The sequence below is a fragment of the Halopelagius inordinatus genome (genome assembly GCF_900113245.1).
GTDB classification, from domain to species: Archaea; Halobacteriota; Halobacteria; order Halobacteriales; family Haloferacaceae; genus Halopelagius; species Halopelagius inordinatus.
In genome coordinates, this window is sequence record NZ_FOOQ01000001.1 from 834,118 (window position 1) to 858,941 (window position 24,824).

The 24,824-nt window shown below is 66.1% G+C and carries 26 protein-coding genes; 18 read left to right on the forward strand and 8 right to left on the reverse strand.

Annotated features, from left to right (window positions below; all coding sequences use genetic code 11):
• Window positions 1-3 precede the first annotated feature (3 nt).
• Window positions 4-501 (reverse strand): LabA-like NYN domain-containing protein, encoded by a 498-nt coding sequence (locus BM167_RS04430; RefSeq protein WP_092889296.1) that lies wholly within the window; start codon window positions 499-501, stop codon window positions 4-6.
• Window positions 502-838: 337 nt separating this feature from the next.
• On the opposite strand from BM167_RS04430, the gene dapA reads away from it, so the two are divergent.
• From dapA to psmA, 10 genes are all read left to right on the forward strand, one after another.
• The gene (gene dapA / locus BM167_RS04435; RefSeq protein ID WP_092889299.1) at window positions 839-1,765 is read left to right on the forward strand and encodes a 4-hydroxy-tetrahydrodipicolinate synthase; all 927 of its coding nucleotides are present in this window, start codon (window positions 839-841) and stop codon (window positions 1,763-1,765) included.
• Window positions 1,766-2,539: a 4-hydroxy-tetrahydrodipicolinate reductase gene (gene dapB / locus BM167_RS04440; RefSeq protein WP_092889302.1), complete on the forward strand. Its 774-nt coding sequence runs from the start codon at window positions 1,766-1,768 to the stop codon at window positions 2,537-2,539. It begins immediately after the preceding gene.
• Entirely contained in the window at window positions 2,536-3,381 is an 846-nt protein-coding gene (locus BM167_RS04445; RefSeq protein ID WP_092889305.1) for a 2,3,4,5-tetrahydropyridine-2,6-dicarboxylate N-succinyltransferase, read from the forward strand. Before dapB ends, BM167_RS04445 begins: the two co-directional genes overlap by 4 nt.
• A gap of 205 nt (window positions 3,382-3,586) precedes the next feature.
• The gene (locus BM167_RS04450; RefSeq protein WP_092889308.1) at window positions 3,587-4,120 is read left to right on the forward strand and encodes a hypothetical protein; all 534 of its coding nucleotides are present in this window, start codon (window positions 3,587-3,589) and stop codon (window positions 4,118-4,120) included.
• Window positions 4,113-5,378: a diaminopimelate decarboxylase gene (lysA, locus tag BM167_RS04455; RefSeq protein WP_092889311.1), complete on the forward strand. Its 1,266-nt coding sequence runs from the start codon at window positions 4,113-4,115 to the stop codon at window positions 5,376-5,378. Before BM167_RS04450 ends, lysA begins: the two co-directional genes overlap by 8 nt.
• A 47-nt stretch (window positions 5,379-5,425) precedes the next feature.
• Entirely contained in the window at window positions 5,426-6,538 is a 1,113-nt protein-coding gene (locus BM167_RS04460; RefSeq protein ID WP_092889314.1) for a M20 family metallopeptidase, read from the forward strand.
• A gap of 60 nt (window positions 6,539-6,598) precedes the next feature.
• Window positions 6,599-7,294 (forward strand): RNase P subunit p30 family protein, encoded by a 696-nt coding sequence (locus tag BM167_RS04465; protein ID WP_092889317.1) that lies wholly within the window; start codon window positions 6,599-6,601, stop codon window positions 7,292-7,294.
• Window positions 7,278-7,982: a class I SAM-dependent methyltransferase gene (locus BM167_RS04470; protein WP_092889320.1), complete on the forward strand. Its 705-nt coding sequence runs from the start codon at window positions 7,278-7,280 to the stop codon at window positions 7,980-7,982. Before BM167_RS04465 ends, BM167_RS04470 begins: the two co-directional genes overlap by 17 nt.
• Window positions 7,983-8,462, forward strand: coding sequence for an Rpp14/Pop5 family protein (locus BM167_RS04475; protein WP_092889323.1), 480 nt, complete (start codon window positions 7,983-7,985; stop codon window positions 8,460-8,462).
• 6 nt (window positions 8,463-8,468) lie between these two features.
• The gene (psmA, locus tag BM167_RS04480) at window positions 8,469-9,239 is read left to right on the forward strand and encodes an archaeal proteasome endopeptidase complex subunit alpha (RefSeq protein WP_092889326.1); all 771 of its coding nucleotides are present in this window, start codon (window positions 8,469-8,471) and stop codon (window positions 9,237-9,239) included.
• A gap of 186 nt (window positions 9,240-9,425) precedes the next feature.
• Here psmA and BM167_RS04485 read toward each other — a convergent pair whose 3' ends face one another.
• The 4 genes from BM167_RS04485 to BM167_RS04500 form a co-directional block, all read right to left on the reverse strand.
• Entirely contained in the window at window positions 9,426-9,779 is a 354-nt protein-coding gene (locus BM167_RS04485; RefSeq protein WP_092889329.1) for a helix-turn-helix transcriptional regulator, read from the reverse strand.
• Between the two features lie 25 nt (window positions 9,780-9,804).
• Window positions 9,805-10,554, reverse strand: coding sequence for an NRDE family protein (locus BM167_RS04490; protein ID WP_092889332.1), 750 nt, complete (start codon window positions 10,552-10,554; stop codon window positions 9,805-9,807).
• 89 nt (window positions 10,555-10,643) lie between these two features.
• Complete coding sequence (gene folP, locus BM167_RS04495) at window positions 10,644-13,118, reverse strand: dihydropteroate synthase (protein WP_092889335.1); 2,475 nt, start codon at window positions 13,116-13,118, stop codon at window positions 10,644-10,646.
• A gap of 112 nt (window positions 13,119-13,230) precedes the next feature.
• On the reverse strand, window positions 13,231-14,334 hold the full coding sequence (locus BM167_RS04500) for an inositol monophosphatase family protein (protein ID WP_092889338.1): 1,104 nt from the start codon (window positions 14,332-14,334) through the stop codon (window positions 13,231-13,233).
• 184 nt (window positions 14,335-14,518) lie between these two features.
• Between BM167_RS04500 and BM167_RS04505 the strand changes: the two genes are divergently transcribed.
• Entirely contained in the window at window positions 14,519-14,947 is a 429-nt protein-coding gene (locus BM167_RS04505; protein ID WP_092889341.1) for a universal stress protein, read from the forward strand.
• Between the two features lie 15 nt (window positions 14,948-14,962).
• Here BM167_RS04505 and BM167_RS04510 read toward each other — a convergent pair whose 3' ends face one another.
• On the reverse strand, window positions 14,963-15,295 hold the full coding sequence (locus tag BM167_RS04510; protein ID WP_092889344.1) for a hypothetical protein: 333 nt from the start codon (window positions 15,293-15,295) through the stop codon (window positions 14,963-14,965).
• A gap of 44 nt (window positions 15,296-15,339) precedes the next feature.
• On the reverse strand, window positions 15,340-16,962 hold the full coding sequence (purH, locus tag BM167_RS04515) for a bifunctional phosphoribosylaminoimidazolecarboxamide formyltransferase/IMP cyclohydrolase (protein ID WP_092889347.1): 1,623 nt from the start codon (window positions 16,960-16,962) through the stop codon (window positions 15,340-15,342).
• A 168-nt stretch (window positions 16,963-17,130) separates the two neighbouring features.
• Here purH and purB point away from each other — a divergent pair, with 168 nt between their 5' ends.
• From purB to BM167_RS04550, 7 genes are all read left to right on the forward strand, one after another.
• Window positions 17,131-18,534 (forward strand): adenylosuccinate lyase, encoded by a 1,404-nt coding sequence (purB, locus tag BM167_RS04520; RefSeq protein WP_092889350.1) that lies wholly within the window; start codon window positions 17,131-17,133, stop codon window positions 18,532-18,534.
• Between the two features lie 319 nt (window positions 18,535-18,853).
• A complete protein-coding gene (locus BM167_RS04525) occupies window positions 18,854-19,924 on the forward strand; it encodes a glucose 1-dehydrogenase (RefSeq protein ID WP_092889353.1) in 1,071 nt (356 codons plus the stop codon).
• Window positions 19,911-20,552 (forward strand): transcriptional regulator GfcR, encoded by a 642-nt coding sequence (gene gfcR / locus BM167_RS04530; RefSeq protein ID WP_092889356.1) that lies wholly within the window; start codon window positions 19,911-19,913, stop codon window positions 20,550-20,552. The genes BM167_RS04525 and gfcR overlap by 14 nt, the downstream gene beginning before the upstream one ends.
• Before the next feature lie 53 nt (window positions 20,553-20,605).
• A complete protein-coding gene (locus BM167_RS04535) occupies window positions 20,606-20,947 on the forward strand; it encodes a glutaredoxin family protein (RefSeq protein ID WP_092889360.1) in 342 nt (113 codons plus the stop codon).
• 144 nt (window positions 20,948-21,091) lie between these two features.
• On the forward strand, window positions 21,092-21,658 hold the full coding sequence (locus BM167_RS04540) for a DUF7110 family protein (RefSeq protein WP_092889364.1): 567 nt from the start codon (window positions 21,092-21,094) through the stop codon (window positions 21,656-21,658).
• Between the two features lie 213 nt (window positions 21,659-21,871).
• Complete coding sequence (locus BM167_RS04545; protein WP_092889367.1) at window positions 21,872-22,843, forward strand: phosphoadenosine phosphosulfate reductase family protein; 972 nt, start codon at window positions 21,872-21,874, stop codon at window positions 22,841-22,843.
• 136 nt (window positions 22,844-22,979) lie between these two features.
• Window positions 22,980-23,696 (forward strand): diphthine--ammonia ligase, encoded by a 717-nt coding sequence (locus tag BM167_RS04550; RefSeq protein WP_092889371.1) that lies wholly within the window; start codon window positions 22,980-22,982, stop codon window positions 23,694-23,696.
• 80 nt (window positions 23,697-23,776) lie between these two features.
• Here the strand turns inward: BM167_RS04550 and BM167_RS04555 are convergent, their stop codons facing one another.
• Complete coding sequence (locus BM167_RS04555; protein WP_092889374.1) at window positions 23,777-24,739, reverse strand: nucleotidyltransferase family protein; 963 nt, start codon at window positions 24,737-24,739, stop codon at window positions 23,777-23,779.
• Between the last annotated feature and the right edge of the window lie 85 nt (window positions 24,740-24,824).

Here is a 24,824-nt window from a genome sequence, read left to right on the forward strand (position 1 = left end):
AGACTACAGCAGAAACGTCTCGGTTCGCTCGGACATGTCCAGAAACGAGTCCGCCTCCGCGATGAGTTCCTCGGCGGTGGACTCTTTGAACGCCATCACCTCGACGCGGACGCCCTCGTGACGCAGGTGCGAACAGAGACGAGAGAAGTCGCCGTCGCCCGTACAGAGGACGACGGTATCGACGTGATTGGCGAGCGTCACGGCGTCTAACGCCATTCCGACGTCCCAATCGGCCTTCTTCGACCCGTCGCCGAACGTCTTTATGTCCTTTATCTTGGTCTCGAAGCCGATGTCTTCGAGTGCCTCGAAGAACCGCTCTTCGTCGGGCGAGTCCGCGCGGACCACGTAGGCGATGGCGCGCGTGAGCGCTCTGTCGGAGACGCATTTCTCCAGCAGCGACGAGTAGTCGATGTTTCGCGAGTAGAGGCTCTGTGCCGTGTGGTAGAGGTTCTGCGCGTCCGCCAGAACGGCGACGCGTTGGCCGGGGTGAATCTCGGTCATATCTCACTCGGGGGCGCGATACCTAATGAATGGTCGGGACGGAGAGACGACTCGTCCGTCGGTCCCCTCCCGTCGTCGCCGTCACACGGTGGCGGATGTTGCGCGCTACGCAAGCTATATTTGGGCACGGGCTAGTTTCTGGCGTGTGACGCGACCCACGTCGTCCCCGTCGGTTCACGGTCGGCCGGCAGCGACGCGTGGCGCTCTTTTGAAACCGAAAAAACGCGCACCCTGACGCTCTTGGCGGGAGTAGCGACCCCGTCTCGGGCGACTCTCGGCCGCGGTGCGCACCGGCGTTCGACCACACAACAACGCGGACAACTAGACACGACACCACATGACGGAACTCGACTTGACGGGAGTCTTCCCGGCGATGACGACGCCGTTCGATTCGGACGGCAGTATCGACCACGAAACGCTCGCAGACGACGTGCGACGCCTCGAAACCGCGGGCGTCGACGGACTCGTCCCCGTCGGTTCGACGGGCGAGAGCGCGACGCTGACCCACGACGAACACGTCGAAGTCGTCGAGACGGTGGTCGACGCCGTCGAGGACGTGCCGGTCGTCGCGGGGTCGGGGTCGAACTCGACCCGCGAGGCGTTGGAACTGTCGCGGCGGTCGGCCGACGTCGGCGCGGACGCGCTTCTCCTCATCTCGCCGTACTACAACAAGCCCGAACAGGCCGGACTGCTCGAACACTACCGAACTATCGCAGACGAGGTGGACGTGCCGCAGATAGTGTACAACGTCCCCTCGCGGACGGGCAAGAACATCGAACCGGAGACGGCAGCCGAACTGGCCACCCACGAGAACATCGCGGGCTACAAGGCCGCGAGCGGCGACCTCGGCCAGATATCCGAAGTCGTCGAGCGCACCCGCGGCGAGGAGTTCTCGGTGCTCTCGGGCGACGACGCGCTGACGCTCCCGGTCATCTCGGTGGGCGGCGTCGGCACCATCTCCGTCTCCGCGAACGTCGAACCGGAACGGACGGTGGCGATGGTGGAGGCGGCCTTGGACGACGAGTTCGCCCGGGCGCGCGAACTCCACCACGAACTCGGACCGCTCAACCGCCACCTGTTCTCGGAGACGAACCCGATTCCGGTGAAGACGGCCATGGAGATGCGCGGGTACGCGCCGGGGACGCTCAGACCTCCGCTGACGGAGATGCGACCGGACAACGCCGAGGAACTCCGATACATCCTCGAGGGACTCGAAGAGACGCGCGAGGAGTCGTTGGACGCGGCGGCCGCGGAGGCCGAGTAGATGTCCGAGCGGGTTCGTCTCGCCGTCACCGGCGCGGCGGGGCGCATGGGTCGGGAGGTGCTCTCCGCCGCCACCGACCGAGACGACGTGGAGGTGGTGCTGGCGGCGAACCGAACGCCGGTCGAGGAGGTTGCGGGCGTTCCCGTCCGTCCGGTCGCCGAAATCGACGACCTGTTCGAGGAGACGATGCCGGACGTCCTCGTGGACTTCACCGGCCCCGAATCCAGCGCGGACTACGTCTCGGCGTGCGCCGACGCGGGCGTCGCCGCCGTCGTCGGCACGACGGGGTTCGGCGACGACGGACTCGCGACGCTCGATTCGGCCGCCGACTCCGTCCCCATCCTGAAGGCGGCGAACTTCTCGCGCGGGGTGGCGGCGCTTCGCCGCGCCGTCCGCGAGGCGGTGGCGGCGCTTCCGGGGTACGACATCGAGGTGACGGAGACGCACCACAACGGGAAGCGCGACGCCCCCTCCGGAACGGCCAACGCCGTCTTGGAGGATATCGAGACGGTTCGCGGCGACGCCGAACGCGTCCACGGACGCGTCGGCGACCAACCGCGCGAGGACGGCGAAATCGGCGTCCACGCGCGGCGCGCGGGCGACGTGACGGGCGAACACGAAGTCCTCGTCGCCGGGAACCACGAACTGCTCTCTCTCACGCACAGAGCGGGTGCCCGCGGCGTCTTCGCCGCCGGAGCACTCGACGCCGCCGTCTGGGTCGCGGGACGCGACGCCGGGCGGTACGACTTCGACGACGTACTCGACGAACGATGAGCATGCAATCCGACGTAGACGACCTGTGGCAGCGATACCAAGACGACGACCTGTCGGTCACGACGGCCGGGAGCGAGGAACTCGCGACGCTCGATGCGTTCCTCGAAGCCCTCGAAGCGGGCGACGTCCGCGCCGCCGAACAGGTGGGCGGGTCCGGCCCCGACGGGTGGGAGGTAAACGAGTGGGTCAAGCGAGGCATCCTGCTGAACTTCGGCCTCCGAGAGACGGAAGCCCGAGAGTACGGCGGCGTGGACTACCACGACGTACTCCCTCTCCGCGAGACGACCGACCTCGGCGAACGCGGAACGCGGAACACGCCGGACGGCACCGTCGTCCGCCGCGGCGCGTACCTCGGCCGCGACTGCATCATGATGTCGCCCTCGTTCGTCAACGTGGGCGCGCACGTCGGCGACGGAACCCTCGTCGATTCCTGCGACACCGTCGGCTCCTGCGCTCAGATAGGCGAGGGCGTGAAACTCGGCGCGAACACGCTCGTCGGCGGCGTCCTCGAACCCGTCGAGGACGCGCCGGTGATAATCGAAGACGACGTCTCTCTGGGGGCCGGATGTCGCGTCACCTCCGGGTTCCACGTCGGCGAGAACACCGTCGTCGGCGAGAACACCCTCCTGTCGCCGCGCATCCCGGTGTACGACTTGGTGGAGGAGGAAGTCGTCTACGGCCACCTACCCTCGAACCGCCGGGCGTTCACGCGCTACGTCGAGTCCTCTCTCGGCGACCACGAACTGTTCGCGGGCGGGGCGTTCAAACCCGCCGTCGTCGCTCTCGACATCGAAGCCGAGACGCTCGACAAGACGCGCAGAGAAGAGGCGCTTCGACAGTAACCCCGATACCGACTCGCACGACCATCGGTCGTGGCAATGAATGTCACTGACACCACGACATATATAGGGGGGAGACTTAGACGCCTCCGATGAACGGCACGGAGACATCCGCGAACGGTTGTAGTTCTCTCTTTCGCGGACGGTCCGTGTCCGGCCACTCGCGACCACATCGAAACCTGACCGAGCTACCGCGTTAGCACCACTCATGAACGTATCTGACCGAACCATCTCGTACGAATCGTACCGAAGCCACGACCACGACTGCCGACTGCTCGCCGTCGACGCGGCCCAGGCCGTCCCCGACAGGGGGGCGTTCGTCCGCGCCGCCTGCGAGTCCGAGGACGACGCGGACGGCGTTCTCTTTCTCGCACTCGAAGAGGGCTACGCCGAACCGCGCGTCGTCACGACGTTCGTGAACCCGGAGGGCGTCGTCGAACGCGTCGCGCCCGCCGCCGCCGGATGCGCCGCCGCGTGGGCCATCGACCGACTCGGCGAAGACACCGTCCTCCTCGACACGCAGACGGGGACGTACCGCGCAGTCGCCGACGGCGACGGCGTCCTCGTCGAATCGCTCTCCGAAGAGAAAGACAGGACGAACGCCGCCGTCGTCCGAGACGAGACCGAAGCCTCTCTGGCCGCGCCCGCACCCGCGCCGGACGGCGGACGATTAGGGCACTCGTCGCTGCCGGAAACCGAATCGACCGTATCGGAGGAGCCCCGACCGGCGGACGATGACTGACCGAACTCCGACAGCCGACTCCGACGCCGACCCCGCGGTTCGTCGCCTCGACGACTGGGACGCGGCCGAACTCCGAAGCCTCGCGGACGAGTACGACACGCCCGCCTACGTGATAGACCTCGACCGAATCCGGCAGAACTACCGCCGCATCGCCGCCGCGTTCGACGCCGCGTTCGACGACCCGACGGTGATGTTCGCGGTGAAGGCCCACTCCGGGCGCGCGGTCATGGAGGCGCTCTTAGACGAGGGCGCGCCGATGGAGTGCGCCGCCGCGGGCGAGGTGTTCCGCGCGCTTCGGGCCGGTGCCGACCCAGACGAGATACAGTACACCGGCGTGAACCCTCCGGACGACGACTTGGACTACGTCGTCGGCGTCTGGGAGGACGCGCCGGAGATGACGCTCAACGTCGGTGCCGAAGACAGCGTCGAACGACTCGCCGAACGCGGCTTCGACGGCCGACTCTGTCTCCGCGTCAACCCCGGCATCGCCGCGGGCCACCACGAGAAGGTAAAGACCGGCGCACATCCGAAGTTCGGAATCCCGTACGACGCCGTCCCCGACGTGGTCGAACGCGTCCGCGCGGAGTACGAGATGGACGTCGTCGGCCTCCACGCCCACGCCGGAAGCGGAATGCTCGACGAGGACATGGACGCTCACGCCGAGTACGTCGGCAAGATGGGTGACCTCGCCCGCGAGGTGGGTGACCTCGACTTCCTCGACATCGGCGGCGGGTTCGGCGTCCCCTACCGCGACGACGAGGACCCACTCGACATCGACGCGGTGGCGGAGCGAACCCGCGAGGCGTTGGGCGAACTGGACGCGACGCTGAAACTCGAACCCGGCCGCTATCTCTTGGCGGACGCCGGATGTCTGCTCGCGACGGTCAACACCATCAAGGACACCCCGGAGACGACGGTGGTCGGCATCGACGCCAGCATGACGACGCTGATTCGTCCGGCGATGTACGGCGCGTACCACGGCATCCGCAACCTCACGAACCCCGACGCGCCGGTCGAACCGCTCACCGTCGGCGGTCCGGTCTGCGAGAGTTCGGACACGTTCTGCCGCGACAGACCGCTTCCGCGCCCCGAACGCGGCGACACCGTCGCCATCGGTCACACCGGCGCGTACGGCTACGCGATGGCGAGCCAGTTCCACTCTCAGCCTCGTCCGGTCGAAATCGCGCTCGAAGGCGGCGAGGCGCGCGTCGCCCGTCGGCGCGAGACGTTCGACGACCTGGTGCGCTTAGAGGAGTAACCGCGCGGTCCGGTTCTTTTTATATCGAAACGGAGCAACGTCTCCGTATGAACTCCACCTCGGGCGCCGACGCGTCGGCGTTCGACCCCGTCGATTTCCTCGAACGGGCGGTCCCCGTCGCATCGAACGACGGCGTCGGCGAGATGCGCGACCTGTTGGTCGAAACGCTCGAAGACGCGGGCCTCGACCCCGACGTGGACGAGGCGGGCAACACCGTCGCCTCGAAGGGGGCAGACGACCCGGAGACCCACCTCGTGTTGAACACGCACATCGACACCGTCTCGCCGCACGTCCCGTTCCGGCGGGACGGGGAAGTCGTCCGCGGACGGGGCTCTTGCGACGCCAAGGGCCCGCTTTCGGCGCTTTTAGCGGCCTTTCTCGCCGTCGAACCAAAGGCGGACGCCCGACTCACTCTCGCGGTGACTCCCGACGAGGAAGTGCTCTCGACGGGCGCGTACGCACTCGACGTGGACGGCGACGCGTACGTCGTCGGCGAACCCACGAATCTCGACGTCTGCACCGCCGCGAAAGGGCGGTTTCAGGGGACGCTCACCCTCTCGGGCGTCGCCTCCCACGCCGCCGAACCCGACTCCGGCGTCAACGCCGTGTTCGCACTCGAAGCGGCGTTGGCCGCGATTCGCTCGTTCGATGACGGCCGAGAGGCGCACCCCTCTCTCGGGGCGGCGACGCTGACGCCGACGACGGTGACGGGCGGCGAGTCGACGAACCAGGTGCCCGCCGAATGCCGACTCGTCTTGGACCGACGAAGCGTCCCGCCGGAGACGGCGACTGCGTTCCGCGACGGACTCGAATCCGCCGTCCGAGACGCCGTCCCCGACGACGTGGGCGTCTCGTTCGACCTGACCGACCGGCCGACGCCGTTCTTGGAGGCGTTCGCCACCGACGAAGACCACGAACTCGTCTCCGCTCTCGCGGCGGCGTCCCGGCGCGCGGGCGGGTCGGGCGACGTGCGCCCCTTCACCGCGGCCACGGAGGCGTCGTACTTCTCGCCCGCGCCGGTGGTCGTCTTCGGTCCCGGCGTCCTCGCCGACGAGGAGGGGGCCGTCGCCCACGCCGACCGCGAGTACGTCCGCGTCGAAGACGTTCGACGGGCGGCGACGGCGGTGACGGAGGCCGTGGACGAACTCGTCGGTCGGTAGGTCTCTCGTCTCGGCCGCGAAACCGTAACGACGAAACCGCGCCTCGGTCTCTGAACGCACATGTACGAGGCGGTCTACGCGCACCCCGACGGCGACGCGACGGTGTCTCGGTTCGCGGCCACGGCGGCGACGCACGGGTTCGACGGACTCGTCGTCCGCGCCGTGGACGCGAGCCCGGAGTACGAGACGCTTCGAGAGGAGGTGTCCGTGGACCTCGTAGACGCCGCGGAGGTGGTCGCGCCGCACCCGAGAAACGCGAGCGGTTCGGTCGGCAACTTCCGCCCGGACCACACCGTCGTCGTCGTCCGCGGCGGGACGAACGAACTCAACCGCTTTGCGGTCGAACAGGCGCGCGTGGACGTTCTCGCCCGCCCGTTCGACGGCGACGGCGACGTCAATCACGTCCTGGCGAAGGCCGCCCGCGACAACGGCGTCGCGATAGAGGCGAACTTCGGCCCCGTCCTGCGGCGGACCGGCGGAACGCGGGTCCGACACCTGCGGAAACTCCGGAAACTCTCGCGACTCCTCGACCACTACGACGCGCCCCACGTCGTCAGCGTCGGCGCGGAGTCGCATCTCCACGTGCGGTCGCCGCGCGAACTGGCGGCCGTCGGCGAGGAAATCGGCCTCGACGGCGAGTTCGTACGCGAGGGACTCGCGGCGTGGGGCGATATCGCCGCGCGGAACCGCCGACGGATGTCCGAGTCGTTCATAGCCCCCGGCGTCGAACGTGACGGACATGAAGAAGACGATTGAGGAACACGCCGACCGATTCTCCGAGGCGGCCGCCGAGTACGACGACGCACAGGACTCCGAGGAGTATCTCGCCTGCGCGAACCTCGTGGTCGAACACGCCGCACCGACGCCCGACGACGTGGTGTTGGACCTCGGGACGGGGACGGGCGCTATCGCTCTCGCCCTCGCGCCGAACGCGAAACGGGTCGTCGGACGCGACATCAGCGAGGGGATGCTCGAAGAGGCGCGAGCGAAGGCCGGAGACGCCGGGATAGAGAACGTCGAGTTCGGCGAGGGGCGGTTCCGCGACCCGAACTACGACGGCCCCGCGGACACCGGGTCGTCGAAGACGCCCCGAGCCGACGCTCGCGATGCTCGCGTCGATATCGTCACCTCGAACTTCGCGATGCACCACCTCTCCGACGAGGAGAAACGCGAGGCCATCGGCGTCGTCGCCGACCTGAACCCCGATAGGTTCGTCCTCGGCGACGTGATGTTCTTCGGGACACCCGACCCCGAGGAACCGTTCTACAGTCCCGAGGTGGACGACCCGGCGACGGTCGGCGTCCTCGTGGACGCGTTGACCGACGAGGGGTTCGTCCTCACCGCCGTCGAACGAGTCCACGAACAGGTGGGCGTGTTGGTCGCCGAACGGTTCGGAACGGCGGGCGAACGAGTCGATCCGACCGGCGAGTCGGACGAGAAGTAGATGAAGCACCTCCCGAAACACATCCGCCCGCGGTGGCGGTATCTCGCGGTCGGTATCGAGACGTGGCCCGACGCCGACTTCGACCGCGGCGACTTCCAACGCGACCTGTGGTACGCCGCACAGAACCTCTACGGCGACGCGGGGAGCGCAGACGCCGACCTGACCGTCCTCTCGTTTCGCCTCGAAGACGGCGAGGGCGAGACGATGGTCCGCGCACACCGAGGCCGAACCGACCGCGCCCGCGCCGCAGTCGCCTGCGTGAGTCGCGTCGGCGGCGACCCGGTCGGCCTCCGAATCCGCGGGATTTCGGGCACAGTGCGTGCCTGTGAGGAAAGTTATTTGAACGGCCGGACCGGAGGTTGTGAACAGAGAAACGTCGCGTTCGAGAACGAATCCCGTCCCGCCGTCGTCCGCGACTCGCGGGTCGACGTGCGAGGTTCGGACGGGTTCACGGGCGCGACGAAACTCGATTTCGAGTGATACTATATGCAGGGACAAGCCCAACAGCAGGCATACGACCGCGGGATAACGATTTTCTCGCCTGATGGCCGCCTCTATCAGGTCGAATACGCGCGGGAGGCGGTGAAGCGAGGCACGGCGAGCGTCGGCGTCCGAACGCCGGACGGCGTCGTTCTCGCCGCGGACAAGCGCTCTCGCTCTCCGCTCATGGAACCGACGAGCGTCGAGAAACTACACAAAGCGGACACCCATATCGGTCTGGCCTCCGCGGGCCACGTCGCCGACGCCCGCCAACTCATCGACTTCGCCCGCCGTCAGGCGCAGGTGAACCGACTGCGGTACGGCGAACCCATCGGCATCGAGACGCTGACGAAGAACGTCACGGACCACATCCAACAGTACACGCAGGTCGGCGGCGCGCGCCCCTTCGGCGTCGCCCTCCTCATCGGCGGCGTCGAAAGCGGAACGCCGCGCCTCTACGAGACGGACCCCTCGGGGACCCCCTACGAGTGGAAGGCCGTCTCCATCGGCGCGGACCGCGGTGACCTCCAAGAGCATCTCGAAGAGAACTACTCCGAGGACCTGAGCTTAGAGGAGGGTCTCGGACTCGCACTCCGGGCCATCGCCTCGACGAACGACGACCAACTCGACGCAGAGGGCGTCGACGTCGCCACCGTCTCCGCGGAGACGGAGGAGTACGTCGAACTGACGAACAACGAGATAGCGTCGTACATCGAAGACAACGACCTCGAACCGACCGACGAGGACGACGCCGACGCCGACGCCGAAGACGAGTAACGAACGCCTCGGGTCCGACCGTCCCCGCGGCACCATCGCTCACACTCGACTATTCTCCTCTCGTCTGCACCGTTTCGGATAGCCGACCGGCGACCGCCAGCGTCCGCTTTCGACACCGGCCGCTAGTCGTCTGCGTCCGGAATCGAAGACCGAATCGGAGTCGAAAAGCGGCGACGGACGGCGGAGTCAGTACTCTTCGTACGCGAGGTTCATCAACCACTGCGAGAAGGCGTTGCTGTTCGCGTTGACCTCCTCTTCGCCGATGAACGGAGAGAGCATGTCGCCGGCCATGAGAAGCGAGAACTGCAGGTCCTTCGCGGCGGGTTCGAGGTAGTAGGTGTTGTGTCCGTTGTACACCGTGTCTTCGCGTTTGATGAGGCCGAGCGACGCGAGACGCTCGGCGACGCGACTCCCCTTTCGAGAGGAGATGTCGAGTTCCTTCCAGAAGTCGCTCTGGTGGATGCCTCCGCTCTCGCGGATGAGTTCCAAGCCCGCGAGTTCGTCCTCCGAGAGGTCTGCTTCGGCCTCGCCTGCGCTCATGCTCCGACAGTCGCCCGCGACGGGTTTAAACTTGACTTTCGACCCGTCGGTACGCCGTCTCGCAGGGCGGGCCGGGGGCGAACTCGTACTCCGCGCTCCCGTCCGCAAAGAGGGTGACGAGAGACGACGAGACGGTTCCGAAGCGACCCTCCGGGTCGTGGACGCAGACGCCGTACTCGTGGTCACCGAGGACCGCGGCGGCGCGTTCGCGCCACTCGCTCGCGGACGCTTCGGGGTTGGAGACCAGCGCCGACCTGACGGCCGTCGCGTTCTCCGCCTGTGCGCGTCCGACGCCCGGTCTCTCGGGCGGTTCGAAGAAGTTGCCGTCTGCGCCGACGTTGACGACGACGTGGACGCCCGGGTCGAACGCCGTCGTCCGGAGTTCGCCGTCCCACTCGAACAGGTACGCGGCCTCCGAATCCGCGACGACGAGGTTGAACCCGTCGTAGACGGCTTGTGTGACTGCATCTTCGACCAACGATTTGGCCGCCGCCGCCGACGCGCACCGGAGAGCGTCGCGGACGAGTCGCCCGCGGGAGCGTTCGCCGCCGCCGTCGACCGGAACCCAGCGGTTCGTGATGCCGACGAACAGACCGGTCTCGTTGTATCCGATCCACGTCCCACCGGCCTCGGAATCCCGCGGCGCGACGAACGCCGGGTCGCCCGAGACGACGCCGGGCGGTTCCGACGGCCGGTCCAACGCCTCGTCGCGGTTCGCCGCCACGACGACGGGAGCCTCGTCGAACGCGCGCCACGCGATCGTCAGGGTGCACACGCGGGCAGGTACGAGCGTCGGGGAGAAAACGGTTCGCCGGTCGGCGGCGCGCACGACCGGCGGGGGCGGGGGCGGAGTCTCGACAGAGGTCAGTCGTCTCGGTCCGCGAACCGACTCGGGTCCCGCGTCGCCTCGGCGACGTTCACCGCCGCGACGTTCTCGCGGACGTCGTGGACGCGGACGATGTCGGCCCCGCGGTCCGCGGCGATGGCCGTGGCGGCGACGGTGGCTTCGAGGTTGTCGCCCGCGTCCTCGCCGACGAGTTCGAACATCGACTTGTGAGAGTGTCCCACGAGGAGGGGGCAGCCGAGCGATTCGAACTCGCCGAGTCGGTCGAGCAACTCGAACTCCTCGACTGCGGTCTTTCCGAACCCGAGGCCGGGGTCTACGATGACGTTCTCGCGGGGGACGCCCGCCTGTTCGGCCAGCAGGATTCGCTCGCCGAGTTCGTCTATCACGTCCGCGACCACGTCGTCGTACGCCACGTCCTTCCCGGGGACGACGGGGGCGTCGATGCTGTGCATCAGGATGACCGGAACGTCGCGTTCGGCGGCGAGAAACCGCATCTCCGGGTCTTCGAGCCCGGTCACGTCGTTGAGGATGTCGGCCCCGGCGTCGAGTGCCGCGCGGGCGACGTCCGCCTTCCGCGTGTCCACGGAGACGAGAGCGTCCATCTCCGCGAGGTCCGATATGACCGGGACGATGCGCGCTATCTCCTCTTCGACGGGCACCACGTCCGCACCGGGACGCGTGGACTCGCCGCCGATGTCGATGATATCGACGCCCGCCTCCACCATCGCCTCGGCCCGTTCGACGGCGTCGTCTCTGTCGCGGAACTCGCCGCCGTCGTGGAAACTGTCGGGCGTGACGTTCAGAATGCCCATGACCGCGGTTCCGTCCGTCCACGGATACTCTCTGTCCGGCGGCGACGCGTCGAGTCGGCCTCCGATATCCGCGCCGAACTCCGAGAGCGCGAACTCCGCTGCGTCTCGGAGGTTCTCCCGCAGGCGCTCGAACTGCGCGTGCGTCCCCGTCACGACCACGTCGACGAGTTCGCCCTCGCCTCGGTGCCCCGAGACGGCGCAGTCGCCGCCGACGGCGAGCATCTCCTCGCGGAGACGGCGGGCCTGTCTTCTCTGTGCGGTCGTCCGGAAGACGCGGTGGACGGCCTCCTCGCGGGTTCGGTCGGCGTCGCCCGCCGCGACGTTCGCCCCCGCGAGGAGGTCGTCGGCGTCCGAGAGCGTCCGGACGCGCTTTTCGACCACCGTCCGCGTCCAGGCGGTTCGGGCCTCCGCGACGAGAAAGAGAGAGCCGACGACGAGGACGCAGTCTCTCGGGCCGGCCCGTTCGCGGGCCGTCCGAACCGCGGTGGAGACGGCGTCGCCGACGGTGACGTCCTCGACGCCGGTGTTCTCGAACACCCGAGCCAGCGTCTCGGGGTCCTCCGAGCGGGGGTTGTTCGGTCTGCACGTCACGAGAGAGTCGGGGCGCGGAAGCGCGGCCGCCATCTCGCGGTGGTCTTTGTCGTGCATCGCGCCGAAGACGAGATGGAGGTTCTCGAAGTCGAACTCCCCGACGACGGACGCCAGTTCCTCGCAGGCACCGGGGTTGTGCGCGCCGTCTAAGACGACGTGCGGTTCTCGTTCCATCACCTCGAACCGCCCCGGCCAGTTCGCCCTCCGCAGGCCGCGTTCGAGCGTCCTCGCGTCGATATCTCCGCCCACTTCGTCGGCGGCCTGTTCGGCGACGACGCAGGCGATTCCCGCGTTCGTCGCCTGGTACGCGCCCAAAAGCGGAATCGCGGCTTCGACGGACCACGACGGCCCGTCGACGGCGACGGCGGACTCTTGGTGGTTCACCCGCCCGTCGTACCGGACGGTCACGTCGGGTTCGGAGTCCGTCTCCGCGCCCGTCTCGCCGACGGTTATCGGGTCGTCCGTCCGGTCGCGAATCGTCGCGAGGGCGTCGCCCGTCGCGCCGGTGACGAGGGGTCTGTCGTCGGGAGCGACGGCGACTTTCTGCGCTGCAATCTCCTCGACGGTGTCGCCGAGGACGGCGGTGTGTTCGAGCGTCACGTTCGTGACCGCGCTGGCGACGGGGTCGACGACGCTCGTCGCGTCGAGTTCCCCGCCCATGCCGACTTCGAGGACGGCCACGTCCACGTCGGCGTCGGCGAATCGCCAGACGGCCATCGCCGTCATCACCTCGAAGAACGTCAGCGGTTCGCCGGACGCGGCGCGTTCGATCAGCCACGGTTTCGCCTCGGCGACGAACCGCGAGAGCGCGGACTCCGGAATCTTCCGGCCGTCCACTCGGATTCGCTCGCGAACGTCCTCGAAATGCGGCGACGTGTAGAGACCGACGGTGAGACCCGACTCGCGGAGGACCGACTCGGCCATCCGGGCGGTGCTTCCCTTTCCGTTCGACCCGGCGATCTGCACGAACGAAACGTCGTCCTGCGGGTCGCCGAACTCGGCGAGGAGCGACCGAACCGACGCAGTGCCGGGCTTCACCTGAAACCGGCGGAGGTCGAAGAGGAAGTTGACCGCCTCGTGGTACTCCATATACCTCCGAGGAGAGGCGGCCCGCGCTTAGGACTGTCGGACCGTCGTCCGCGCGGGCCAACGGTGCCCTCTCGTCGCCTCTCTGTTCGTCGGTCCGCGCCCGCCGAGGTCGTCACTCGGAGTCGGGGCCTAACGTGTCGATGGGTCGCGTGAGCCAGTCTTTTCCGGACCGATTCAAGAGGTCGAAGAAGTCGTCGTGCAGTTCGCCGTTCGTGGCGACGATGCTCCCCTCGAGGACGTCCCCGAGGTTCTCGCTCCCCTCGAAGTCGGTCACTCTCCCGCCCGCCTCGCGGACGAGCAACACCCCGGGTGCGACGTCCACCGGTTTCAGGTCCTTCATCGACGCCGTGTCGAACGTGCCGTCGGCGACGAAGGCGGTGTCCGGCGCGGCCGCGCCGAGTTGTCGCGTCCCCTGGGAGTATCCGACGAGATACCGGAAGAGTCCGAGGTAGTCGAAGTCGTCCGCCGTCTCCTTGAGGTAGATTCCGACGCTGTTGAACGAGTCGCCGATGGTCTCCGTCTCCGTGACCGATAGTTCGGTCGGCTCCGAATCTTCGGCCACGAGGTCGTAGCCGTCGCTGTCGAACTTGTACGCCCCCTCGTCTCGGACGGCCACCCACACCTCGTCTCGCAGGGAGTAGTACGTCACGCCCGAGTGCAGTTCGTCGAGTTCGCCGTCTTCGAGGGTCGCCACGGCGAGGTTGACGGCGAAGTGGGGGATGCCCTTCACGAAGTTCGTCGTGCCGTCGAGGGGGTCGACGATCCAGAGGTAATCGAAATCACCCTCCAGGTTCCCGCCCGTCTCCTCGCCGTATATCGCGTGGTTGTCCGCCTCGAAGTCGTCACCGAGTTCCTCTCGAATCGTCTCGATTATCAGTTCTTCCGCCGTCGTGTCCACGTTCGTGAGGAGGTTCTGGGGGTCTTTCTCCTCGGCTTCGCCTATCTCTCCGAAGTAGTTCTGCTGGAGTTGCGCCGCTTTCGCGGTCGCTAACACGGATATCCGGAGATACTCGTCGTCTATCGGCAGTTGGCCTTCGAGGTCCTCGATTTCGACCTGCGCCGCGCCGTCGCCGTCGAGTTTCCCGAGTACCTGATCTGCGCTGACCGTCCCTGTCGAACCGACGACCGCACCCGTCACTCCGGCCAGCTTCAAGAACCGGCGCCGGGCTTTGCTCACGGTGCCGTCTCTCTCGGAATCTCTCTGGTTGTCTGACATACCCGAGCTAATTGTTTCGGCGCGAATGCGGTAGTTCTATTTCAAGAATTGCGACAAATATGTCGATAATTTAATCACTACAGTCTACGCAGCAGATTCTCTCGCTCTCCGGCGACGACGGGTCGTCGTCATCCGCCGAGAACCACCGTCCCGCTTGAAGAACGCTCGCGTCGAAGAGAGAGGTATGTACGAACGAATACTCGTCCCGACGGACGGAAGCGACGGCACCGCCGCCGCACTCGAACACGCACTCGACATCGCCCAAGCGCGGGGGGCTACCGTCCACGCGCTCTCCGTGGTGGACCAACGCGTCCGCTTGGCGGCGGGCGACGAACAGCGAGACGCCATCGAGAACTCGCTTCACGACAGGGCGATAGCGGCCGTCGAGGACGTGGCGGAGGCCGCACGCGACGCCGACGTGGCGGTGACGACGGCCGTCCGAAAGGGCGTTCCGTACCGCTGCATCCTCGATTACGCCGACGAACACGACGTCGACTTGGTGGTGATGGGAACCCACGGAAGAACCGGGCGCGACAAACTCGAAAGCCTCGGCAGCGTCACCGAACGCGTCGTCCAGAGCACGAACCGCCCGGTTCTCGTGGTGAACATCTGACCGGCCGCGCTCGGGTCACTCGCCGGCCACCGGGCCGTACCGACTTCCGAACCCGTACAGGAGGACGAACAGGACGCTGACCACGACGCCGAACGCGAGGGAGACGGCGAGTGCCTCGTGCGGCGAGACGGCGACGGCGCTCGCTTTGACGCCGACGAAGTACGCGCGGTAGAACGCGTCCGAGAACAGCGCGGGGACGAGAAAGCCGACGAGACTGACGAGTGCCGCCCCGCCGGCCCACGAGAGGCGCGTCACAGTCGAGAGTCCGCGGCGAGTCGCGTCCGCGTAAACGGCGGCGGCGGCGACGGCGCCGACGACGAGTCCGGCGGGGAGAGCGATGAGGAGCATAACCGTCGCTTCGCCGGGGCGGAAAGAAACCGTTTGCGTCCCGGTCAGTCGTGGCGGAAACTCCGCCGCCCGGTGAACACCATCGCGATGTCTCGTTCGTCGCAGGCGTCGATGACGTCCTCGTCGTTGACGGAGCCGCCGGGTTGGATGACGGCCTCGATACCGGCGTCTGCGGCCTCCTCGATGCCGTCCGGGAACGGGAAGAACGCGTCCGAGGCCATCACGGCACCGTCCGCACTCTTCCCTTCGGCGTGTTCCTCGGCTTTCATCGCGGCGAGGCGGACGGCGTCCACGCGAGATACCTGTCCCATGCCGACGCCGACGGTTTCGGTTCCGGAGGCAAACAGGATGCCGTTGGATTTGACGTGTTTCAGCACCTTCCACGCGAAGAGCATCGACTCCAGTTGCTCCGCCGTCGGTTCCGTCTCCGTGACGACGTCCACGTCCTCTGCGGTCGGTGCCCACAGGTCCCGTTCTTGGACGAGTCGCCCGCCGACGAGGGGTTTCTCCGTGAGTCGGTCGGTTCGCTCGCCGAGTTCGCCTACGTCGTCGGACTCCGTCCGACTGCCCGGGAGACGGAGTCTCCCGACGTCGAGAACGCGGAGGTTCTCCTTTTCGGTCAGAACGTCGAGGGCCGCGTCGGTGTATCCGGGCGCGACGACGACTTCCTTGAACGAGTCGACGATCTGTTCTGCCGTCTCCGCGTCGCACGCGCGGTTGAGAGCGACGATGCCGCCGAACGCGCTCATCGGGTCCGTCGCGAGGGCGCGTTCGTAGGCGTCGGAGAGGGTGTCGGCGGTCGCGCATCCGGCGGGGTTCGTGTGCTTTATCACCGCCGCGGCGGGTTCGTCGAACTCCTTTATCAGGTTCAACGCGCCGTCGGCGTCGTTGTAGTTGTTGTACGACAGGGCCTTCGCGCCCTCGTTACGCTGTTCGGCGCGGACGACGCTCGCCTCCTCGCAGGCGTCGTCGGCGTAGACGGCGGCGTCTTGGTGCGGGTTCTCGCCGTAGCGCAGTTCCGAGACGCGGTCGTTCGAGACGACGCGGCGTTCGGGGAAGTCGCCGCCGTCGTCGCCTTCCACGACGACGCCGTCGTCGGTGACTTCTGCTTTCCCCTCTGCGAACCACCGAACCGCGCGGGGGTAGGCGACGAACTCGCCCTCGTGGAGGACGCGGCGCTTCAGCGACTCCTCGTCGTCGTCGCCGTAGACCGGGACGGCCTCTTGGGTGACGATGGGTCCGGCGTCCACCGCTTCGGTGACGACGTGGACCGTACATCCCGTCGTGCGGACGCCCGCGTCGAGGACCTGTTCGTGAGCGTCCATCCCGGGAAAGGAGGGGAGAAGCGATGGGTGGACGTTGAGCGTCGTCGGCGCGTTGTCGAGGAACTCGGCCGTGAGCACGCGCATGTAGCCGTCGAGACAGACCAGGTCGAAGTCGTACCCCGCCAGACGTCCGAGGATTCGCTTCTCGTGGGACTCTCGGGACTCGTCGTCCTCGCGTTCGACCACTTCCGTCGGGATACCGCGTTCGGACGCGGCGCCGACGACGGGCGCGCCCTCCTCGTTCGAGAGGACGACGGCCAGTTCCGCGTCACCGGGGGCGCGTTCGTCGATGTGCAGGAGGTTCCGTCCGCGGTTGCTCGCGAGGCCCGCAATCTTGGTCATGGTGGTACCCCTACCCGCCGAGAGAAAAACAGTTACGGTCTGCGGGGGACGTCTATCCTCGTTCGTGCATACATTCAACGATAATGTGGCGTTCGGCGCGCGAATTTATACACGGTAGTGGAGACATCCATCGACACGCTTTAGGTCGGTCCGGCGGCATCCTCGCGCATGGACGACCTTCCCCGGGCGGACCCTCTCTCGGCAGTCTCACCCCTCGACGGTCGCTACGCGGGCCGGACAGAACCGCTCGTCCCGTACGCGAGCGAAGCCGCACTCGTCAGGGCGCGCGTCAGAGTCGAAGCCGAATATCTGCTCGCCCTCTCGGAGCTAGATGCCACGCCGTTGTCGCTCTCTTCGGACGAACGCGCGACGCTTCGGTCTCTGTACGAGGAGTTCGACGCCGACGACGCCCGCCTCGTGAAGCGACTGGAGACGGAGGGCGCGGCGGGGTACGCCGCGACGAACCACGACGTGAAAGCCGTCGAGTACTTCCTCCGGACGGAGACGCCCGAACGCGTCCACCCGTGGATTCACTTCGGCCTCACGAGCGAGGACGTGAACAACCTCGCGCACCGCTTGCTGGCGAAACCGGCCGCGGAGGACGTTCTTGTCCCCGCCGCGACGGAGGTTCGCGACGAACTCGTCGAACTCGCGCGGGAGCACCGCGACACGCCGATGCTCGCGCGCACGCACGGACAACCCGCGACGCCCACGACGTTCGGCAAGGAGATGGCAGTCTACGCCGCCCGACTCGGGCGGCAACTCGGCCGCGTCCGCGAGGCGGCGGCGACTCTCTCCGGCAAACTCGCGGGCGCGTCCGGGACGTACGCCGCGCACGTCGCCGCCTACCCGGACGTGGACTGGCGGGCGTTCTCGCGGGAGTTCGTCACGGGACTCGGCCTCGAACACACCGCGCTCTCGACGCAGGTGAACCCCTGCGACGACGTGGCGGCCCTGTTCGACGCCCTCCGCGGCGTCAACAACGTCCTCCTCGATTTGGACCTCGACGTGTGGCTCTACGTCTCGGACCGCTATCTCGGACAGGAGACCGAGGCCGGCGAGACGGGCTCTTCGACGATGCCGCACAAAGTCAACCCCATCGACTTCGAGAACAGCGAGGGAAACCTCTCGAAGGCCAACTCCGACCTCACCTTCCTCGCGGACTACGTGACCAACTCCCGACTCCAACGGGACCTCTCTGACTCGACGGTAAAGCGGAACATCGGCGCGGCGTTCGCACACTGTCTCGTCGGGTACGGGAAGGCGGCGACGGGTCTCCGAAAGGTCGTTCCGAACGAACGGGTGATGCGCGAAGAACTCGACTCCCACCCCGAACTCGTCGGTGAAGCGGTCCAGACTATCCTCAGACGGGAGGGCGACACCGAGGCGTACGAACGCGTCAAGGACCTCACGCGGGGTCGCGACGTGACCATCGGCGACTTCCGCGACCTGTTCGACGAGTTGAACGTCTCAGAGTCCGTCCGCGAGGAACTGCGCGCCCTCTCGCCCGCGACGTACGTCGGACTGGGCGACGAACTCGTGGACGAACTCGACGAACCCGCGGACGAGTAGCGCCGAAGACGGCGTCGAGTCCGCTCTCGGGTCGCACGTCTCTTTTGCGGATACGCCGGGACGGACGCGCGCCGGAGAATTCGGGACGGACGCGACTCGGAGGCCGAGTGCGGTAGAGAACGAAAGTAGAGAGAGTCAGCCACCGACAGGACGGTGACCGAAACGTGGCACGGGTGCGGTGAGCGGAGACGCGGGTGGGCTGGACGGCGTCCGCGTCCGAGACGCGCCAGGGCTGAGGTGACGCGGGCTACTCACCGTGCGATAGTGTTTACTCGAAATAGAATAAATCTTTTGGTGGGGTAGGGAGTAAGGGACGTATATGAAAGCTATCGCAGTCAAACAGGGGGAGCAAAAACCGTCGCTCGTGGAGAAACCGCGGCCGTCGCCCGAGGCGGGCGAGGCACTCGTCCGGACGCTTCGCGTCGGCGTGGACGGGACGGACCACGAGGTAATCGCGGGGGGACACGGCGACTACCCGGAGGGGGCGGACCACCTCGTGTTGGGTCACGAAGCCGTCGGCGTCGTCGAAGAGCCGAACGGGACGGCGTTCGAACGCGGCGACGTCGTCGTTCCGACGGTTCGACGGGCGCCGAACGGCGAAAACGACTACTTCGAACGCGGCGAACCCGACATGGCTCCGTCCGGCGAGTACCACGAACGCGGCATCGTCGGCGCGCACGGGTTCATGGCGGAGTACTTCACGAGTCCCGAGGAGTACCTCGTCGAGGTTCCGGAGGCGCTCGCGTCGCTCGGTTTCCTCGTCGAACCGCTCTCGATATCCGAGAAGGCCGTCGAACTCGCGTACGCCTCCCGTTCGAGCTTCACGTGGGAGCCCGAATCGACCATCGTGTTGGGCAACGGCAGCCTCGGCCTGCTCACGGTGGCGCTCCTCCGCGAGGACTTCGACCGACTGTACTGTCTGGGGCGACGCGAACGGCCCGACCCGACCATCGAGATAATCGAGGAGTTGGGTGCGACGTACGTCAACTCCCGGAAGACGCCGGTCGCGGACGTGGCCGACGTCCACGAACCGATGGACTTCGTCTACGAGGCGACGGGCTACGCCAAACACGCCTTCGAGAGCATCGAGGCGCTCGCGCCGAACGGCGTCGCCGCACTGCTCGGCGTCCCCGGGCCGTGGGAGTTCGAGATAGACGGCGGGTCCCTCCACAGGGAACTCGTCTTGCACAACAAGGCGCTCGTCGGGAGCGTCAACTCGCACGTAAAGCACTTCCAAGCGGCCGCGGAGACGCTTGCTGACCTCCCGCCGTGGTTCGTCGATTCGCTCGTCACCGGTATCCACGGACTCGACGACTTCGAGGCGGCGTTCGTCGACGACGACACCACTATAAAAACCGCCGTCCAATTCAGCGAACATGAAGAACGTTGACGACCTCATCGCGAGCGCGGCGGAGCTCGCAGACCGGGGGCTGTCGAAGGGCGAAATCGCCGACGAACTGAACGTCTCCCGGGAGACGGCGAGCTGGCTCGTCGAGCGAAGCGGCGTTTCGAGCCCCGAACAGGAGACAGAAGAGAAGGCGGAGACGAGCGGTCCGCACGACATCCACGTCGATTGGAGCGCCATCGGGCGCGACTCGGCGCGGATGACCCACGTCGCGCGGGCGATGGCAGACCTCCTCACGGGCGACGGCGACGAGGTCGACCTCACCGTCGGTATCGAGAAAGCGGGCGCGCCCCTCGCGACCATCGTCGCACAGGAACTCGACACCGACCTCGGGACGTACGCGCCCGCGAAACACCAGTGGGAGGAAGGCGACATAGAGGACCTCGGAGGGTCGTTCTCGCGGAACTTCTCGCAGATTCGCGACCGCGAGTGTTACGTCGTAGACGACACCGTCACGTCGGGGACGACGCTCCGCGAGACCATAGACGCCATCCGCGAGGAGGGCGGCCGCCCCGTGGCGTGCGTCGTCGTCGTCGACAAGCAGGGTATCGATTACGTGGACGACGTTCCGGTGTACTCGCTCATCGACGTGGTCCGGGTCGGACGCGAATAACGGATTTTTCGGCCGACGCAACTCCTTTCACCCGCCGTCGCCTACGGTAGGGTATGACCTTCGAGCCCGGAAGCGAGATGTCGAACGAAGACGTGCAAGCGCGCGTCGACGAGACCATAGCGAACAACGACGTGGTGCTTTTCATGAAGGGTAACCGCCTCATGCCCCAGTGCGGCTACTCCGCGAAGGCGCTCGAACTCATCTCTCAGCACGTAGAGGAGTTCGAGACGGTGGACGTTCTCCCCGCTCTCGACGGCTACCGAGAGGCGCTTTCGGCCCGGAGCGACTGGGAGACGATTCCGCAGACGTACGTCGAAGGCGAGTTCGTCGGCGGCAGCGACATCCTCGAAGAACTCGACGAACGCGGCGAACTCGAAGCGACGCTGAACGCATAAGTTATCCGAAAACTGAGAGTCCGACTTCGTGTCACGCTTCGAGACGCGAACCAAAGAGTAGCCCCTATATGCCCGCATCCCGTAGTTTCACGCAGGTATCGACGTCGCGCCGATAGCGCTCCGAACCACAGAACTCATCCAACAATGTCAGGCCGCGTATATCGACTCCATTCGACACTAGAACTGCCTCTCGAAGACGTCGAGGAATACTTCGACAGCTCTCCCGACCTCCCGCCGGAAATCGAGAACGTCGAGGTAACCCGGCGTAACAACACGCTCATACTCAAAGCCGTCGCCGCGGACGACAACCTGAGCAAGTACACGCCGACGGCGCAACTGAAAGCGAGTGTCACCGAAAACCGCGTCTACGAGGAGGAACCGCCGCGCGCCGGAGGTCCCCGATGGGGCGAAGAGGAAGAAGAGGAGATTCCGTCGGAACTCGTCGAGTTCGCCTGCTTCAAGGGCGACCGTGAGACGGTCCTCCAGAACACCGCCCTGCAGTACCCGATGTTCCTCGTCCTCCGAGAGATAGCGCTCATCGCAGAGAAGGGGACGCTCACCGCCATCACCGAAATCGACGGCGACCTGGACGCGACGCGCATCGTCGAGGGCGAGAAGCGACCCGCATCCATCGAAGTCGTCGAGAACCCGAGCCAGAACGGCCAGGGCGGCGGCGGCGTCAACTGGCGAGACAACAAGTTCATCTCGTAAGGTCGGAGCCTCTGTCGCGCACCGTCCCGCGACGCACCGAATATACGCCTCTCGTTCGACCGCCACTCCGCGCGCTGAGCGGCTGAACTCTCCGTTTTTCTGCGTTCTCTCTTCGACAGGCGACTGTCGCCCGTTCCGACTCGTTGGCGTCCGTTCTCACGGTTTGCGGAGGTCAAAAGACACTTTACGCTGGTAATTATATCTCATTACACGATGGCAGAAGGCTTCCCCGACTACCTCGACGTCGACTACGCGGACGGTGAAGGCGAATCACCCGAAGACTATCCGTCTATCAACGACAAGATAGAGAAGGCTATCGAAGTCACGAAGAAGGGTCTCGAACAGTACGAGAACCCCGTCGTGATGTGGACCGGCGGCAAGGACTCGACGCTCTGTCTGTACTTCATCAAAGAGGTCGCCGAGAAACACGGCTACGACGTGCCGCCCGCGGTGTTCATCGACCACTACCAGCACTTCGACGAGATTCACGACTTCGTCGACAAGTGGGCCGACGAGTGGGACCTCGAAGTCATCTACGCGCGCAACGAGGACGTCGGGTCCTACGTCGAGGAGAACGACCTCGAACCCGGCGACGACATCCCGGTGGACGAACTCTCGGAGCACAACCAACACCACATCCGTAACCTGCTCGAGTACGAGGAAGACACCTTCCCGTTCCTTCTGGACACGTACGTCGGCAACCACCTCCTGAAGACGGTTGCGCTGAACGACGCCCTCGAAGAGTACGACGTCGACGGCGTCATCTCCGGCGTCCGGTGGGACGAACAGGAAGCGCGCGCCGACGAGACGTTCTTCTCGCCGCGTCACGACCCGGAGATCTACCCGCCGCACGACCGCATTCAACCCATACTCCAGTTCGACGAGTCGGCGGTCTGGGAGACGTTCTGGAACTTCGTCGTCCCCGACACCGTCGAAGGCTTCCCCGAGGACGGCTACGTTCCCGAGTCCGCGGAGGACCTCCCGAACGGCCTCACGCAGGACGACATCCCCGTCTCGCCGAAGTACTTCGCCGGGTTCCGCTCTCTCGGCAGCGAAGTCTCCACGGACAAGACCACGGACGAACCGGCGTGGTTGCAGGACATGGAGAACACGACCGAACGCGCGGGCCGCGCCCAGGACAAAGAGGACCTGATGGAGCGTCTGCGCGATCTCGGTTACATGTAAGTTCGGCCCGAAACGCGCTCTCTGCGACCCACCTCTGACACTCTCGTTTCTCTCTTCGGTCTCACGCTTCGATAGCGACGCCGCCGTCACCGCGCGAACCACAGGGGGTTAGTACCCCTCCGACGTACCGCCACCAATGACCGCATCCGGCGACTGGGTGAGTCTGTTCTCGGGCGGCAAGGACTCCGCGTGGGCGCTCTACCGGGCACTCGAAGAGGGATTGAACGTGACGAGACTGCTCACCGTCCATCCGAGCGAAGATTCCTTTATGTACCACGTCCCGGCGACCCACCTCACGTCGTTGGCCGCCGAGAGCGTCGGCATCGAACACGTCGAGGTGTACCCCGAGGACTTCGACGCGCCCAACGCCGACGACGCCACCGCGCAGGGCGACGCCGAACTCGAACCCCTCGAAGCGGCCCTCGAAGAACTTCGAGCGGAACTCGAACTCGCGGGCATCACCGCCGGGGCCATAGAGAGCGAGTACCAGACGAGTCGGATACGGGGGATGTGCGACCGTCTCGGAATCGACCTCTTTGCGCCCCTCTGGCAGGAGGACCCCCGAGAACTCGGCGAGGCGATGCTCGACGCCGGGTTCGAGATAACGATTCTGCAGGTCGCCGCGGACGGACTCGACGAGTCGTGGGTGGGACGAACGCTCGACGCCGCGGCGTTGGACGAACTGACGGAACTCCACGAGGAGTACGGCGTCCACGTCCTCGGGGAGGGCGGGGAGTTCGAGACGTTCGTCACCGACGGACCGCACATGTCCCGGCCGGTCGAACTGGAGTACGAGACGGTGTGGGAGGGGACTCGCGGCTACGTCGAGATAACCGACGCGTTCCTCGGGTAGGGCGCGTCTACTTTCTCAGTCGAAAAGAGCGTCGAGGCGGTCGCAAGCGAGCCGAGACCGACGGTTCTTCGGCTACCGCCTCACGTTTGGAGATGCGAGTGCGCGCCGATGAGGGCGTTCGACAGGTCGAGATTGTCGATGTGTGTGTCCTCGTCGACGATGGTGTTTCGGATGTCCGCGTCGCGGATGACGGAGTCTCGGAAGACCACCGTTCGGTCGAGCGAGGAGTTCTCGATGGTCGACCCGGCCATCACGTGGACGTTCTCTCCGAGGTCCGAGTTTTCGACCGTCGCGGAGTCGTGGACGAAGTTCTCGCCGTCGAGATACCACGACACCGCATCGAGATAGCTCTCTGCGGTTCCGATGTCGAACCACGCGCCGTCGAAGGTAAAGGCGTGGACGTCGCCTCTCTGTTGAAGCCACTGGAGGAACCAGCCCGGTTCGTCGGGGTTGTTGCCCCCGGTGAGGTAGTCGTCGAACTTCGGGAGCGTCTCTCTCGGGAACGCGTAGCAGGCGATAGAGACGAGGGTGCTGTTGGGGTCGTCGGGTTTCTCCTCGAAGTTGACGACGCGTTCGCCGTCGAGTTCGACCAACCCGTACGATTTTGCGCGCTCTTTCGACCCGACGTCGTACGCCGCGAGCGTGGGCGTCCCCTTCGACTCGAAGAAGTCGACGAACTCGCCGATGTCGAACGACAGGAGGTTGTCGCCCGCGATGACGACGAGATCGTCGTCGACGTTCTCGCGGTCGATCAACTGTTCGAGTGCGCCGACGACGCCGAACTTCTCGTCTTCTTCGACCGTCTCCTCGACGGAGAGCGTCGGCTTCTCGTAGGACGTCTCCGCGAGATACTCCTCGAACGATTCCTCGAATCGCTCGTTCGTGCTGACGAACACCTCAGAGATACGGTCGTCGTCCTCCAGATCGTCGAAGATGATATCGATAACCGTCCCTTCGCCCACCGGGAGAAACATCTTCGGCCGGTGTTTCGTGATGGGCCACAGTCGCGTCGCGTACCCGCCGGCAAGAACCACGGCTTTCATGCTCTCTTAGTCTAACGCCGCTATCAAGTTCTTTTCTCATATTTGTTGATACTTACCATCTGCAATCGAAAGACGTCGGCCGTTC

Coding starts and splice junctions, on each gene's coding strand:
- BM167_RS04445 (WP_092889305.1), top strand. CDS start 2,536: ATGAGCATGCAATCCGACGTAGACGACCTGTGGCAGCGATACCAAGAC.
- dapB (WP_092889302.1), top strand. CDS start 1,766: ATGTCCGAGCGGGTTCGTCTCGCCGTCACCGGCGCGGCGGGGCGCATG.
- BM167_RS04550 (WP_092889371.1), top strand. CDS start 22,980: ATGACCGCATCCGGCGACTGGGTGAGTCTGTTCTCGGGCGGCAAGGAC.
- BM167_RS04505 (WP_092889341.1), top strand. CDS start 14,519: ATGTACGAACGAATACTCGTCCCGACGGACGGAAGCGACGGCACCGCC.
- psmA (WP_092889326.1), top strand. CDS start 8,469: ATGCAGGGACAAGCCCAACAGCAGGCATACGACCGCGGGATAACGATT.
- BM167_RS04525 (WP_092889353.1), top strand. CDS start 18,854: ATGAAAGCTATCGCAGTCAAACAGGGGGAGCAAAAACCGTCGCTCGTG.
- gfcR (WP_092889356.1), top strand. CDS start 19,911: ATGAAGAACGTTGACGACCTCATCGCGAGCGCGGCGGAGCTCGCAGAC.
- BM167_RS04465 (WP_092889317.1), top strand. CDS start 6,599: ATGTACGAGGCGGTCTACGCGCACCCCGACGGCGACGCGACGGTGTCT.
- BM167_RS04475 (WP_092889323.1), top strand. CDS start 7,983: ATGAAGCACCTCCCGAAACACATCCGCCCGCGGTGGCGGTATCTCGCG.
- purH (WP_092889347.1), bottom strand. CDS start 16,962: ATGACCAAGATTGCGGGCCTCGCGAGCAACCGCGGACGGAACCTCCTG.
- BM167_RS04500 (WP_092889338.1), bottom strand. CDS start 14,334: ATGTCAGACAACCAGAGAGATTCCGAGAGAGACGGCACCGTGAGCAAA.
- BM167_RS04545 (WP_092889367.1), top strand. CDS start 21,872: ATGGCAGAAGGCTTCCCCGACTACCTCGACGTCGACTACGCGGACGGT.
- purB (WP_092889350.1), top strand. CDS start 17,131: ATGGACGACCTTCCCCGGGCGGACCCTCTCTCGGCAGTCTCACCCCTC.
- lysA (WP_092889311.1), top strand. CDS start 4,113: ATGACTGACCGAACTCCGACAGCCGACTCCGACGCCGACCCCGCGGTT.
- BM167_RS04510 (WP_092889344.1), bottom strand. CDS start 15,295: ATGCTCCTCATCGCTCTCCCCGCCGGACTCGTCGTCGGCGCCGTCGCC.
- BM167_RS04555 (WP_092889374.1), bottom strand. CDS start 24,739: ATGAAAGCCGTGGTTCTTGCCGGCGGGTACGCGACGCGACTGTGGCCC.
- BM167_RS04430 (WP_092889296.1), bottom strand. CDS start 501: ATGACCGAGATTCACCCCGGCCAACGCGTCGCCGTTCTGGCGGACGCG.
- folP (WP_092889335.1), bottom strand. CDS start 13,118: ATGGAGTACCACGAGGCGGTCAACTTCCTCTTCGACCTCCGCCGGTTT.
- BM167_RS04450 (WP_092889308.1), top strand. CDS start 3,587: ATGAACGTATCTGACCGAACCATCTCGTACGAATCGTACCGAAGCCAC.
- BM167_RS04470 (WP_092889320.1), top strand. CDS start 7,278: ATGAAGAAGACGATTGAGGAACACGCCGACCGATTCTCCGAGGCGGCC.
- BM167_RS04540 (WP_092889364.1), top strand. CDS start 21,092: ATGTCAGGCCGCGTATATCGACTCCATTCGACACTAGAACTGCCTCTC.
- BM167_RS04460 (WP_092889314.1), top strand. CDS start 5,426: ATGAACTCCACCTCGGGCGCCGACGCGTCGGCGTTCGACCCCGTCGAT.
- BM167_RS04485 (WP_092889329.1), bottom strand. CDS start 9,779: ATGAGCGCAGGCGAGGCCGAAGCAGACCTCTCGGAGGACGAACTCGCG.
- dapA (WP_092889299.1), top strand. CDS start 839: ATGACGGAACTCGACTTGACGGGAGTCTTCCCGGCGATGACGACGCCG.
- BM167_RS04535 (WP_092889360.1), top strand. CDS start 20,606: ATGACCTTCGAGCCCGGAAGCGAGATGTCGAACGAAGACGTGCAAGCG.